The following is a 13,708-nucleotide window of genomic DNA, read 5'->3' as shown; positions in this document are numbered from 1 at the left end:
CAATAGTGCAATATTTCGGAAAAATTCAGTTTTAAGAGAAAAAAAAATCCAAAAATAGAAGGAAATTGCCCACTAAGGCATTGATTCCCTTTATCCTCGATCCAAATCCTAATGAAAACCCATGGGTGTAGAGCATCGCGACCACCGAGGATTTCAACGGCGCGTACTCATAGTCTTCCTGCCAATCCAGACCGGAGGCCCAATGCAGCAGGTCGGCCATGGTCATCGTCGGGTGTTTTTCCAGCGGTGGATAAAATTTCTGCACCGGGTCCTGGAGCTTGAACAGGCCTTCGCCATAGGCCACGCCAAGGACCGTGGCCATCAGGCTTTTGCTGATGGACCAGGTCAGGTGTGGGGTGCCGGCGGTGGTCGGGCCGGCGTAGCGTTCGTAGATCAGTTGACCGTCGCGGATCACCAGCAAGGCATCGGTGCGGAGGCCTTTTCGGGTGGCTTCATCGCGGGGTGGGAAGGCGTAAGTCTCCAGCGCTTGAAGCGCCGGCCCGGTGATTGTCGGGCCGGTCGACCATTGCTCGGCAGGCCAGTATTCGGCGTGGGCCGAGAGGCTGAGCAGGAGCATAAAAACCAAGGACAAGCCTTTGGACATGGTGGGGGCTCGGAGGGATGAACTGGCTGAGCCTAGCCGAGATAAATGACAGTTTGGAATGTGTGTCGCCAGTGAGGCCGTCTTCGCGGGCAAGCCTCGCTCCTACAGGTTCAGCGTCGTTCGCGGATGTTCGGTTCGACACTGAACCTGTAGGAGCGAGGCTTGCCCGCGAAGAGGCCCATCAATTCAACGCAAGTGCCTTGGCCAATCGCTTCCCCCGCGCAGCCGCCGCCAAATCCATCACGCCCTGATCGCGCTGCCACATCGCCGCCCAATGCTGCGGGCCATCGGCCAGTGCCTGAGCCACCTCAGCCTTCAGCCCATCGAACTGCGCAAACAAGCCAGCGAGCAACACATGTCCGGACGGATTATTCGGCGCCTGCCGGCTGACTTCCGCACACCCGGCCAGCAGCGCCAGCAACCGCAGTTGCAAGGCTTGCGGCCAGTCGTTGTCCTGACCGATGCCGTACAGCCAGGCGGTCATCGCGCTCAGAACGTAAATGTCTTCAAGGGTGCGGAACGGTTTGATGTAAGCCTCCCAGCCATCCCCCGCCAACAGTTCGCACTGAGCGCTATCGAGAAACAGCCGGCCATGGCTGATGTCTGGCATCAACGGGATCGCCGGCAGTTTCTCCAGACGCACGCCCGGTTCATCGGGATAGACCACCGCCAGACTCAGGCGCGGTTTTTCGTCCGGGGCTTCACTGCGAGCAGCAATCAGCAGCCAATCGGCGGCATCGCCTGCGGTGACAAAATCCTTGCGCCCGCTCAGACGCAAACCGTGCAGACGGGTCTGCATGTCCGTCACCCGCAGGCTGCGCTGTTCGGTCGCGCACAAGGCGCCGAGGCTCAGCGGCGCGCTCGGCCAGAGCATGCGCAACGCCGCCTGATAGCCCACCAGAAACGCCAGCCCCGGCGTCGACATCAAACGCCCGCCGGCCACCGCCAGTTCGAACGGCGTGACGTTGCCCAACTGGTGCAACAAGGTTGCGAACCCCTCGCCCAGGTCCGGGTTGGCGGGCAGACGATCGCGGCGGCGCAGCAGGTTTTGCCAGGGCATAAGAGGCTCCTCGTGGGCTGTCATATAAGCATCACCAAAGCTTCATGGCGATGACACCGGGGCTACATAGCCTGACTTTGCACAACACGGCTGCATAAAGAAAGTCGATCGGCTGCAACCCACGACGGGTGAACAGCCCGTACGGAGATTCGCAATGACTCAGATCGCCCGCATCAGCGACACCGGCAATGAACGCCGCCTGCAAGCCGAACGCCTGGTGGGCGCCGAGGCCTTGCAGGAAGCCCAGGCCCTGCGCTTCAACGTGTTCAGCGGCGAATTCAACGCCAAACTGAAAGGCGCGGAGCTGGGTCTGGACATGGATGACTATGATGTTCACTGCGCCCACATCGGCGTGCGTGACTTGAACACCGGGCGTCTGGTGGCGACCACCCGTTTGCTCGACCACACGGCCGCCAGCAGCCTGGGCAAGTTCTACAGCGAAGAAGAATTCAGCCTGCATGGCCTGGTCCATCTCAAAGGCCCGATCCTGGAAATCGGCCGCACTTGCGTCGACCCGGCTTACCGCAACGGCGGCACCATCGCCGTACTCTGGGGCGAACTGGCCGAAGTGCTGAACCAGGGCGGCTACAGCTATTTGATGGGTTGCGCGAGCATTCCAATGCAGGACGGTGGCATCCAGGCCCACGCGATCATGCAGCGCCTGCGCGAACGTTATCTGTGCACTGAACACCTGCGGGCCGAACCGAAAAAACCGCTGCCGAGTCTCGACATCCCCTCCAACGTCATCGCCGAAATGCCACCGCTGCTCAAGGCCTACATGCGTCTTGGCGCGAAGATCTGCGGTGAGCCGTGCTGGGACGAAGACTTCCAGGTCGCCGACGTTTTCATCCTGCTCAAGCGCGACGAACTCTGCCCGCGTTATGCCAAGCACTTCAAGGCGGCCGTGTGATGAGTCGGTTACGGGTGTACGCGCGAATTGCGCGAGTGTTGGTGGTGGTGACGTTGGGTTTGAGCATGGCCAGTCTGTTCGGGCTGTTCGAGCGTTTGGGGATTGCTCATTCGATGGTCCGTCGCCAGCGCTGGTCGCGTTTTTTCATGGCGCGCTTGAGCAATGCTCTGCCCTTTCGCGTGACGGTTCACGGTGAATTGCCGAAGGCGCCGATGCTCTGGGTCAGCAACCACGTGTCCTGGACCGACATTCCACTGCTGGGCATGCTCACGCCGCTGTCGTTCCTGTCCAAGGCCGAAGTGCGTACCTGGCCGGTGGCGGGCTGGTTGGCGGCCAAGGCCGGCAGTTTGTTCATTCGCCGTGGGTCGGGCGACAGCCAGTTGATTCGCAAACAGATGACCCGTCATCTGGAGCAGGAACATCCGCTGCTGATGTTCCCGGAAGGCACCACCACTGATGGCCGTTCGTTGCGCACGTTTCATGGTCGCCTGCTGTCAGCGGCGATTGATTCTGAAGTGAAGCTGCAACCGGTGGCGATTCGTTATCTGCGCGACGGAGAGCTCGATTCGCTGGCACCGTTCATTGGCGATGACGATTTGCTCTCGCACTTGATGCGCTTGTTTGCCCATGATCGGGGTGAAGTGGAGATTCATTTGCTCAAGCCGATCGCGTGTGAAGGTCGGGAGCGTGCGGCATTGGCGTTTGAAGCGCAGCAGGCGGTGCAGAAGGCATTGTTTGGGGCTATTCCAGAGAAACAGCGGGAGCCTATGCGCCCCGCAATCGCTGCCTGAACACATATCCCCTGTAGGAGTGAGCCTGCTCGCGATAGCGGTATATCTATCGATATAGGTGTTGGATGATAAACCGCTATCGCGAGCAGGCTCACTCCTACAGGGGGTCTATGTTGTTGGGTAGTTTTGGGCGAAGTCCTGAAGCTGCGGATAGAACAACCGAAAGTCATCGCTCAACGGTTCATACAACACCCGCAATTCCTGCATCGCTGCGGCCAGCTCCTCAGGCTGCGTCAATCTCCGTGAAATCCCTCGCAGCACCTGCTCAAGCACCGCAAATTCCCGATAAGAACCCAACCAGTCATTGGCCACCATGTGCGGCGCGATCTGCGCCAGACGTTCCGGCAATTGCGCCTCGGCGGACAGCACCCGGTACACACCTGAAGTGAACTGCTCCAGCGGCTGATCCGAGTACAGCGTCCAGTCCCGGGCCAGGCAATGGTCAAAAAACACGTCGAGCACGATCCCGGCGTAACGTCGGCGGGTCATGGAAAACCGTGACAACGAGACGTCCACCAACGGATGGCGGTCGGTAAAGACATCGATGCTTCGATGCAGCTGGATGGCCGCTTCGATCTCCGGATCGAACTGCCCTTGCAGCCGCCCTTTGACGAAATCGCCATACAGACTGCCGAGCAATTGACCGGGGCGCTGCCCACCGAGGTGCAGATGTGCGAGATAATTCATGCGCGCAGCTTAGCACTGCTCCTTTATGTCGTTACACCCAACATATCGTTATAACTCGATATACCGAATTACTCGGTCATCAGACCAAAATCATATTGGTATATCGCGAAGTACCGATTTAAAGTTCGCCTCATCGCGATATAGCGTTTTACTCATCACGAGCCCAACACCATGACCATTAATCTCGACGAAATAATAAAAGCCCTGGCACACCCAGTACGGCGAGAAATCCTGCACTGGCTCAAAGACCCAACCGTCGAATTCCCCGACCAGTCCCACAGCAACGAGCACGGCGTCTGCGCCGGGCAGATCGATCAACGTTGCGGTTTGTCGCAGTCCACGGTGTCTGCACACCTGGCAACCCTGCAACGCGCCGGCCTGATCAGCAGCCGCAAAGTCGGCCAGTGGCACTTTTTCAAACGCAATGAGGAAACCATTCAGGAGTTCCTCAGCACCTTCAGCAAAGAGCTCTGACCCTTAACGTCAGCAAGCCGACAAGGAATCAACAATGCCCCTCTCGCTACTCATTCTGGCCTTGAGCGCCTTCGCCATCGGCACCACCGAGTTCGTCATCATGGGCTTGCTGCCCGATGTGGCGGCCGACCTCGGTGTGTCGATCCCCGGCGCCGGCTGGCTGGTGACCGGTTACGCCCTGGGCGTGGCTATCGGTGCGCCGTTCATGGCACTGGCCACCTCTCGATTGCCGCGCAAGGCCGCGCTGGTAGCGTTGATGGGCATCTTCATCGTTGGCAACCTACTCTGCGCAATGGCCACCGACTACAACGTGCTGATGTTTGCCCGTGTGGTCACCGCCCTCTGCCACGGTGCGTTCTTCGGCATTGGCTCGGTGGTGGCAGCAGGTCTGGTGCCTGCAAACAAACGTGCTTCGGCCGTGGCCCTGATGTTCACCGGCCTGACCCTGGCCAACGTGCTTGGCGTTCCCCTGGGCACCGCGCTCGGTCAGGAAGCCGGCTGGCGTTCGACCTTCTGGGCGGTGACCGTGATTGGTGTGATCGCGTTGATCGGCCTGATCCGCTTCCTGCCGGCCAAGCGCGATGAAGAGAAACTCGACATGCGCGCCGAACTGCGCGCCCTCAAAGGCGCCGGGATCTGGCTGTCGTTAAGCATGACCGCGTTGTTCGCCGCTTCCGTATTCACCCTGTTCACCTATGTCGCTCCGCTGCTCGGCGATGTCACTGGCGTCTCGCCCAAAGGCGTGACCTGGACCCTGATGCTCATCGGCCTGGGCCTGACGGTCGGCAACATCATCGGCGGCAAGCTGGCTGACAAAGGCATGGCCGCAACGTTGATCGGCGTCTTTATCTCGATGGCCGTGATCTCGACCGTACTGACCTGGACCAGCGTTGCGCTGATTCCGACCGAAATCACCCTGTTCCTCTGGGCCACCGCGTGCTTTGCCGCCGTGCCCGCCCTGCAAGTGAACGTGGTGACCTACGGCAAAGCCGCACCGAACCTGGTGTCGACCCTTAACATCGGCGCTTTCAATATCGGCAACGCACTGGGTGCCTGGGTCGGTGGCAGCGTCATCGCCCACGGTTTCGGCTTGACCAGCGTTCCTCTCGCGGCAGCCGCACTGGCGGTTCTCGCCCTGCTGGTGACCCTGATTACTTTCCGTCAGAACGGTGATCCCGAACTGGCCCCTGCTACCAACTGATCTCTACAAGAGAGCTATTTCATGACGACTATTTTCGATCCGATCAAACTGGGCGACCTTGAGTTGGCCAACCGCATCATCATGGCGCCGCTGACCCGCTGCCGCGCCGACGAAGGCCGCGTGCCAAACGCGCTGATGGCCGAGTACTACGTACAACGCGCCTCGGCCGGGCTGATCCTCAGCGAGGCCACTTCGGTCACGCCGATGGGCGTCGGCTACCCGGACACCCCGGGTATCTGGTCCAACGATCAAGTGCGTGGCTGGGCCAATGTGACCAAGGCTATACACGGCGCGGGCGGCAAGATTTTCCTGCAACTGTGGCACGTCGGCCGTATTTCCCACGGCTCGTACCTGGGCGGTGAAGCGCCGGTCGCCCCAAGCGCCATTCAGCCGAAAGGTCATGTCAGCCTGGTTCGTCCTCTGGCCGACTTCCCAACCCCACGCGCCCTGGAAACCGCTGAAATCGCCGACATCGTCGACGCCTACCGCGTCGGTGCCGAGAACGCCAAGGCGGCCGGTTTCGACGGTGTGGAAATCCATGGCGCCAACGGTTACCTGCTCGACCAGTTCCTGCAAAGCAGCACCAACCAGCGCACCGACAATTACGGCGGCTCCCTGGAAAACCGTGCGCGCCTGTTGCTCGAAGTGACCGATGCCGCGATCGAAGTCTGGGGCGCGGGCCGCGTGGGTGTGCACCTGTCACCCCGCGCCGATCTCCATGACATGGGCGACGACAACCTGGCCGAGACGTTCATCTACGTCGCTCGCGAACTGGGCAAACGTGGTATCGCGTTCATTTGCTCGCGTGAGAGAGAAGATGGCGACAGCCTGGGTCCACAAATGAAAGAAGCGTTCGGCGGCCCGTACATCATCAACGAACGCTTCACCAAGGACAGCGCCAACGCCTGGCTGGCCAGCGGCAAGGCTGATGCGGTGGCCTTCGGCGTGCCATTCATTGCCAACCCGGACCTGCCGGCACGTTTGAAGGCCGATGCGCCGCTGAACGAACCACGCCCTGAACTGTTTTATTCCAAGGGCGCGGTCGGCTACATCGACTACCCGGTGTTGTAAGCGTCCCCCTTGAAACGCAAAAGCCCCGACTCGAAAGAGCCGGGGCTTTTTTGCGCCGGTTACTCACAAAATCCCTACAAATCAGGTAGCTCACTACCTATCAACCTGGCGAGCGTACGTATATAAAAGCACCCCATTGCAATCAGGCGGGCATCGGGATGATCCTGATCCGCCTCAAATGTTTGACACAACCGGATCCATTTCCGCATTTTGTTTCATTTGCGCAGGCTTGGGCTCAAGCGCAGCATATCCAATCCTGTATCGGCCAAACGCTCGGCGTCGAGGTGCAGTTCAAAGCTGTCGGGCGCCAACAGCCACTGATACAGGATGCCGTCGATGTACGCATGCAGGCTGATGGCTGCGCGGGCCGTATCGAGGTTTTCCGGTAACTGCCCTCGATTGACCGCATTACTCAGCGCCAGGGCGATTCGCACATTGCAATCAAGGCTGACCTCTCGACGCTGCTGGCGCAGGTCGCACATTTCATCGGTGAATTCGCACTTATGAAACAGAATCTCATTGATGCGTCGGGTTTTCGGATCCAGAGCAACTTGATGAAACAAATGAATCAGCAGCTTGCGCATGCAGCCCAGGGGGTCGAGTTCTTCTTCGCTTTCACTGGCCTTGGCCATTTCATCCAGAGGCTCTTTCAAGGTATCAAGCATGGCCTGCACCAGATCCGCCTTGTTGCTGAAATGCCAATAGATGGCCCCGCGAGTGACCCCGGCCAGGGTAGCGATATCCGCCAGTGTCGTGCGCGCCACGCCCCTTTCGTAAAAGGCTTTTTCTGCCGCTTCCAGTATCTGGCTGCGGGTTTCTTGAGCTTCCTCTTTGGTACGACGGACCATGCAGTACAACCTCAATCAGGATGCCTCAGGGATGTCTGAACATCCGCTGAATAAAAGTGGGGCGAGCGCTCTCGGGCGTTGTCCCCGGCCTACAATTCGAACCCTTGAACGGCTTTTGTAACGGTGTGGATACGCGGCCAAGGTATTTACAAACAACCATGAACGTAAGTATATTCCTTAGCAAGCTACTTATCCACTCAGCGCACATTTTTTACCTTTCCACATTTCGAGTGCGCAATTTGCGCGCCTGACCGAGGTTTTTCATGCAATTCAAGCCAGCTGTTACCGCTCTGGTCACCGCCCTCGCCTTGGCATCGCTGCTCAGCGGATGCAAAAAGGAAGAGGCGGCACCTGCCCCACCACCCCCTCAGGTCGGCGTCGTTACTCTGCAACCTCAAGCCTTCACCCTGACCTCCGAGCTTCCGGGCCGTACCAGCGCGTACCGCATCGCCGAAGTTCGCCCTCAGGTCAACGGCATCATTCTCAAGCGCCTGTTCAAGGAAGGCGGCGACGTCAAGGCCGGCCAGCAGCTGTATCAGATCGATCCGGCGGTTTATGAAGCCACCCTGAAAAGTGCCGAAGCCAACCTGCAACAGACCAAGTCGATCTCGGATCGCTACAAGCAGTTGGTCAGCGAACAGGCAGTGAGCCGGCAGGAATACGACACGGCCCTGGCCAACCGGTTGCAATCGGAAGCCGCGCTGCAAAGCGCGCAGATCAATGTGCGCTACACCAAGGTTTACGCCCCACTCTCCGGCCGCATTGGCCGCTCGACCGTGACCGAAGGCGCGCTGGTGACCAGCGGCCAGGTCGACGCGATGGCGGTGATTCAGCAACTGGACCCGATCTACGTCGACGTCACCCAGTCTTCGGTAGAGCTGCTGGAACTGCGCCGCGAACTGGAAAGCGGTCGTCTGCAAAAATCTGGCGACAACGCGGCCAAGGTCAAGCTGACCCTCGAAGACGGCAGCGAGTACAAACAGGAAGGCAAGCTTGAGTTCTCCGAAGTCTCGGTGGACCAGACCACCGGTTCCGTGACCTTGCGTGCGGTATTCCCCAACCCTGACCACACCCTGCTGCCAGGCATGTTTGTACACGCCCAATTGCAGGCCGGTGTGAACAGCGCGGCGATCCTCGCCCCGCAACAAGGCGTGACCCGTGATCTCAAAGGCACCCCGACCGCGCTGGTCGTCGGTCCGGACAACAAGGTCGAACTGCGTCAGCTCAAGGCCAGCCGCACCGTCGGCAACCAATGGCTGATCGAAGACGGCCTGAAGGCCGGCGACCGACTGATCACCGAAGGGCTGCAATACGTCAAACCTGGCGTTGAAGTAAAAGCCAGTGAAGCGACTAACGTTGGCGCAAAGAACCCGGCCCCCGCACAGGTAGCTAACAAGGCATCCAGCGGTCAAGGGGAGTAAACCATGTCCAGATTTTTTATCGACCGTCCGATTTTTGCCTGGGTAATTGCCCTGGTCATCATGCTGGTCGGGGCACTATCGATCCTCAAACTCCCGATCAACCAATACCCGAGCATTGCGCCTCCGGCCATCGCGATCCAGGTGACCTACCCGGGCGCGTCCGCACAAACCGTGCAGGACACCGTGGTTCAGGTGATCGAGCAACAGCTCAACGGTATCGATAACCTGCGTTATGTCTCGTCGGAAAGTAACTCCGACGGCAGCATGACCATTACCGCGACCTTCGAGCAGGGCACCAACTCCGATACCGCGCAGGTTCAGGTCCAGAACAAACTGAACCTGGCCACCCCGCTGCTGCCGCAAGAAGTGCAGCAACAGGGTATCCGCGTGACCAAGGCAGTGAAAAACTTCCTGATGGTGATCGGCGTGGTGTCGCGCGACGGCAGCATGACCAAGGACGACCTGTCCAACTACATCGTTTCGAACATGCAGGACCCGATCTCGCGGACCGCCGGTGTCGGTGACTTCCAGGTCTTCGGTGCGCAGTACGCGATGCGGATCTGGCTCGACCCGGCCAAGTTGAATAACTTCAACCTGACCCCGGTGGACGTGAAAACCGCCATCGCCGCGCAGAACGTCCAGGTGTCGTCCGGCCAACTCGGTGGTTTGCCTGCTGTCGCCGGCCAACAGCTGAACGCGACGATCATCGGCAAGACCCGCCTGCAGACTGCTGAGCAGTTCAAGGCGATTCTGCTCAAGGTCAACAAGGACGGCTCGCAAGTGCGTGTCGGCGATGTGGCGGATGTCGGTCTGGGCGGTGAAAACTACTCGATCAGCGCCCAGTTCAACGGCAGCCCGGCCTCCGGACTGGCGGTGAAACTGGCCAACGGTGCCAACGCCCTCGACACTGCAAAAGCCCTGCGCAAGACCATCGAAACCCTCAAGCCGTTCTTCCCGGAAGGGATGGAAGTGGTGTTCCCGTACGACACCACGCCAGTGGTGACCGAGTCGATCAAGGGTGTGGTTGAAACCCTGGTCGAAGCGATCGTGCTGGTGTTCCTGGTGATGTTCCTGTTCCTGCAAAACTTCCGCGCCACCGTCATCACCACGATGACCGTGCCAGTCGTATTGCTGGGTACCTTCGGGATCCTCGCGGCGTTCGGTTTCAGCATCAACACCCTGACCATGTTCGGCATGGTATTGGCCATCGGCTTGCTGGTGGACGACGCCATCGTCGTGGTGGAAAACGTCGAACGGGTCATGAGCGAAGAAGGCCTGTCACCCAAGGAGGCCACCAAGAAATCCATGGGGCAGATCCAGGGTGCATTGGTCGGTATCGCCCTGGTGCTCTCGGCGGTACTGCTGCCGATGGCGTTCTTCAGCGGTTCCACCGGTGTGATCTACAAGCAGTTCTCGATCACCATCGTCTCGGCCATGGCCCTGTCGGTACTGGTCGCGCTGATCTTCACCCCGGCGCTCTGCGCAACCATGCTCAAGGCGATTCCGAAAGGCGAGCACGGCGCGCCGAAACGCGGCTTCTTCGGCTGGTTCAACCGCAATTTCGACCGTGGCGTCAAAAGCTACGAGCGTGGCGTGGGCAACATGCTCGCGAACAAGGCCCCGTACTTGCTGGCCTACCTCATCATCCTGGTCGGCATGATCTGGCTGTTCACCCGCATCCCAACGGCGTTCCTGCCGGAAGAAGACCAGGGCGTATTGTTTGCTCAGGTGCAAACCCCGGCCGGCTCGAGTGCCCAGCGCACGCAAGTGGTCGTGGATGACATGCGTGAATTCCTGCTGCGTCCGAGCAAGGACGGCGGTGAAGGCGACGCGGTGGCCTCGGTGTTTACCGTGACCGGCTTCAACTTCGCCGGCCGTGGCCAGAGCTCGGGTATGGCGTTCATCATGCTCCGACCGTGGGACGAACGTAACGCCGACAACAGCGTGTTCAAAGTCGCGGCCCGTGCCCAACAGCATTTCTTCACCTTCCGTGACGCCATGGTGTTTGCATTTGCACCGCCGGCGGTGCTGGAGCTGGGTAACGCCACCGGTTTCGACGTGTTCCTGCAAGACCGTGCCGGTATCGGTCACGACAAGCTGATGGCTGCTCGCAACCAGTTCCTGGGCATGGCGGCGCAGAGCAAGGTGCTGTCGCAGGTCCGCCCGAACGGTCTGAACGACGAACCGCAATACCAGCTGGAAATCGATGACGAGAAGGCCAGTGCCCTGGGCATCACCCTCACCGACATCAACAACACCCTGTCGATCGCCTTGGGCAGTAGCTACGTCAACGACTTCATCGACCGCGGTCGGGTGAAGAAGGTGTATGTGCAAGGCCAGCCGGGCGCGCGCATGAGTCCTGAAGACGTGAAGAAATGGTATGTGCGCAACAAGGCCGGCACCATGGTTCCGTTCTCGGCGTTCGCCAAGGGTGAGTGGATTTACGGTGCACCGAAGCTGTCGCGTTACAACGGCGTAGAAGCAATGGAAATCCTCGGTGCCCCGGCACCCGGTTATTCCACCGGTGAAGCCATGCTCGAAGTCGAAGCCCTGGCCAAGAAGCTGCCAGCAGGTGTCGGTATTTCCTGGACCGGTCTCTCATACGAGGAACGGTTGTCCGGTTCGCAAGCGCCAGCGTTGTACGCCCTGTCGCTGCTGATGGTGTTCCTGTGTCTGGCGGCGCTGTACGAAAGCTGGTCGATCCCGATCGCGGTGATGTTGGTGGTACCGCTGGGGATCATCGGTGCGCTGATGGCGACCAGCCTGCGCGGTCTGTCCAACGACGTGTATTTCCAGGTGGGCCTGTTGACGACCATTGGTCTGGCGGCGAAAAACGCCATTTTGATTGTCGAATTTGCCAAGGAACTGCATGAACAAGGGCGTAGCCTGCGTGATGCCGCGGTCGAAGCCTGCCGGATGCGCTTGCGACCGATCATCATGACGTCGCTCGCTTTCGTCCTCGGTGTGGTACCACTGGCAATTTCCACGGGTGCAGGCTCGGGTAGCCAACATGCGATCGGTACCGGGGTGATTGGCGGTATGCTCACGGCCACGATCCTGGCGATCTTCTGGGTCCCACTGTTTTTCGTCACCGTGTCGGCCATGGGGCAGCGCAAAACCGCTGACCAGGACGACGCTATTGAACCTTCTAAAGAGGCTGGCTAATGAGTAAGTCGCTACTCTCCCTGGCTGTTGCCGCCTTCGTGCTCGGCGGCTGCTCGCTGATTCCCGATTATCAGCAGCCTGAAGCACCGGTGGCGGGCCAGTACCCGCAAGGTCCGGCGTATTCGTCGGCCCAGGCGCCTGCCCAGGCTGCCGCTGAACAGGGCTGGAAGCAGTTTTTCCATGACCCGGCGCTGCAACAGCTGATCCAGGTCGCCCTGGAAAACAACCGTGATCTGCGTGTCGCGGCGCTGAACATCGACGCCTTCGCGGCTCAATACCGCATCCAGCGTGCCGATCTGTTCCCGGCCGTGTCGGCCAACGGCACCGGCAGCCGTCAGCGGGTCCCGGCTAGGGCCTCGCAGACCGGCGAAGCGGATATCACCAGTTCCTACTCGGCCACGGTCGGTATCAGCGCCTATGAGCTCGACCTGTTCGGTCGGGTTCGCAGCCTGAGCGAAGAAGCGCTGCAGAAGTACTTCGCCACCGAAGAAGCGCGCCGCAGCACCCAGATCAGCCTGGTGGCCAGTGTGGCCAACGCCTACCTGACCTGGCAGGCCGACAAGGAACTGCTGAAACTGACCCAGGACACCCTCGGTGCGTTCGAGGAGAGCTACAAGCTCACCGCCCGCAGCAACGAAGTGGGTGTAGCCTCGGCGCTGGACCTGGCCCAGTCGCGTACCTCGGTGGAAAACGCCCGCGCACAAATGGCCAAGTACACCCGTCAAGTCGCCCAGGATGAAAACAGCCTGGTGCTGCTGCTCGGCACTGGCGTCCCGGCCAATCTGCAAGCGGCCAAGCCATTGGCTGACGACCTGCTGAGCGAAGTACCGGCCGGTCTGCCATCGGACTTGCTGCAACGCCGTCCGGACATCCTTCAGGCCGAATACAACCTGAAAGCCGCCAACGCCAACATCGGCGCGGCACGGGCGGCGTTCTTCCCGAGCATCAGCCTGACGGCCAACGCCGGGACCCTGAGCCCGGACCTGTCCGGTCTGTTCAAGGGCGGTTCGGGCACCTGGCTGTTCCAGCCGCAGATCAACTTGCCGATCTTCAACGCCGGCAGCCTGCGCGCCAGCCTGGATTATTCAAAAATCCAGAAAGACATCGGCGTGGCGAACTACGAGAAGTCCATTCAAACGGCCTTCCAGGAAGTCGCCGACGGCCTGGCCGCCCGCCAGACCTACACCGATCAGTTGCAGGCCCAGCGTGATTTCGTCACCGCGAACCAGGACTACTACCGTCTGGCCGAGCGTCGTTACCGCATTGGTGTCGACAGCAACCTGACCTTCCTCGATGCCCAGCGCCAGCTGTTCAGTGCGGAACAGGTACTGATCACCGACCGTCTGGCGCAACTGGTCAGTGCCGTCAATCTGTACAAGGCACTGGGCGGTGGCTGGAACGAGCAGACCGCGAAGAACGAGCCGTTGAAAGAAGAAGCACCGAAGCTGAAGTTGTTCTGATAGCGCTGTAAAACAA

The 13,708-nt window shown here is 60.0% G+C and carries 11 protein-coding genes and 1 pseudogene; 8 read left to right on the top strand and 4 right to left on the bottom strand.

All coding sequences use genetic code 11. The features are described 5' to 3' along the window. Positions 1-118: 118 nt before the first annotated feature. Together ABH912_RS27260 and ABH912_RS27255 are read right to left on the bottom strand one after the other, a co-directional pair. Positions 119-604: pseudogene (locus ABH912_RS27260) on the bottom strand (serine hydrolase); the annotation flags it as partial. A 181-nt stretch (positions 605-785) separates the two neighbouring features. Next, complete coding sequence (locus tag ABH912_RS27255) at positions 786-1,664, bottom strand: acyl-CoA dehydrogenase (RefSeq protein WP_429512104.1); 879 nt, start codon at positions 1,662-1,664, stop codon at positions 786-788. A gap of 154 nt (positions 1,665-1,818) precedes the next feature. On the opposite strand from ABH912_RS27255, the gene olsB reads away from it, so the two are divergent. Beyond that, a complete protein-coding gene (gene olsB, locus ABH912_RS27250) occupies positions 1,819-2,574 on the top strand; it encodes an L-ornithine N(alpha)-acyltransferase (RefSeq protein ID WP_008152922.1) in 756 nt (251 codons plus the stop codon). Further along, positions 2,574-3,365 (top strand): lysophospholipid acyltransferase family protein, encoded by a 792-nt coding sequence (locus ABH912_RS27245; RefSeq protein WP_429512101.1) that lies wholly within the window; start codon positions 2,574-2,576, stop codon positions 3,363-3,365. Before olsB ends, ABH912_RS27245 begins: the two co-directional genes overlap by 1 nt. 108 nt (positions 3,366-3,473) lie before the next feature. Here ABH912_RS27245 and ABH912_RS27240 read toward each other — a convergent pair whose 3' ends face one another. Further along, the gene (locus tag ABH912_RS27240) at positions 3,474-4,052 is read right to left on the bottom strand and encodes an ACP phosphodiesterase (RefSeq protein WP_033060919.1); all 579 of its coding nucleotides are present in this window, start codon (positions 4,050-4,052) and stop codon (positions 3,474-3,476) included. A 171-nt stretch (positions 4,053-4,223) separates the two neighbouring features. On the opposite strand from ABH912_RS27240, the gene ABH912_RS27235 reads away from it, so the two are divergent. The 3 genes from ABH912_RS27235 to ABH912_RS27225 are packed head-to-tail and all read left to right on the top strand — an operon-like array spanning position 4,224 to position 6,798. Continuing rightward, positions 4,224-4,526, top strand: a complete 303-nt coding sequence (locus ABH912_RS27235) for an ArsR/SmtB family transcription factor (protein WP_033060920.1) — start codon at positions 4,224-4,226, stop codon at positions 4,524-4,526. A gap of 34 nt (positions 4,527-4,560) precedes the next feature. Further along, on the top strand, positions 4,561-5,727 hold the full coding sequence (locus ABH912_RS27230; RefSeq protein WP_033060922.1) for an MFS transporter: 1,167 nt from the start codon (positions 4,561-4,563) through the stop codon (positions 5,725-5,727). Between the two features lie 21 nt (positions 5,728-5,748). Further along, positions 5,749-6,798: an alkene reductase gene (locus tag ABH912_RS27225; RefSeq protein WP_429512098.1), complete on the top strand. Its 1,050-nt coding sequence runs from the start codon at positions 5,749-5,751 to the stop codon at positions 6,796-6,798. 215 nt (positions 6,799-7,013) lie between these two features. Here ABH912_RS27225 and emhR read toward each other — a convergent pair whose 3' ends face one another. Further along, positions 7,014-7,646: an efflux system transcriptional repressor EmhR gene (gene emhR, locus ABH912_RS27220; protein WP_429512096.1), complete on the bottom strand. Its 633-nt coding sequence runs from the start codon at positions 7,644-7,646 to the stop codon at positions 7,014-7,016. Between the two features lie 263 nt (positions 7,647-7,909). On the opposite strand from emhR, the gene emhA reads away from it, so the two are divergent. From emhA to emhC, 3 genes are read left to right on the top strand one after another with little or no spacing between them, the layout of a single operon-like run. Next, positions 7,910-9,067 carry an efflux RND transporter periplasmic adaptor subunit EmhA gene (emhA, locus tag ABH912_RS27215; protein WP_033060928.1) on the top strand — a complete coding sequence of 386 codons (1,158 nt, stop codon included), beginning with the start codon at positions 7,910-7,912 and terminating at the stop codon, positions 9,065-9,067. Between the two features lie 3 nt (positions 9,068-9,070). Further along, complete coding sequence (gene emhB, locus ABH912_RS27210) at positions 9,071-12,232, top strand: efflux RND transporter permease subunit EmhB (RefSeq protein ID WP_429512095.1); 3,162 nt, start codon at positions 9,071-9,073, stop codon at positions 12,230-12,232. After that, entirely contained in the window at positions 12,232-13,692 is a 1,461-nt protein-coding gene (gene emhC, locus ABH912_RS27205; RefSeq protein ID WP_033060932.1) for an efflux RND transporter outer membrane subunit EmhC, read from the top strand. The genes emhB and emhC overlap by 1 nt, the downstream gene beginning before the upstream one ends. Positions 13,693-13,708: the final 16 nt, after the last annotated feature.

Source organism: Pseudomonas sp. BT76 TE3572 (assembly GCF_050435365.1).
In the GTDB taxonomy this organism is placed as follows: domain Bacteria; phylum Pseudomonadota; class Gammaproteobacteria; order Pseudomonadales; family Pseudomonadaceae; genus Aquipseudomonas; species Aquipseudomonas fluorescens_W.
The sequence above is the reverse complement of the archived record's forward strand: the minus strand, read 5'-3'. Positions and strand labels throughout refer to the sequence as shown.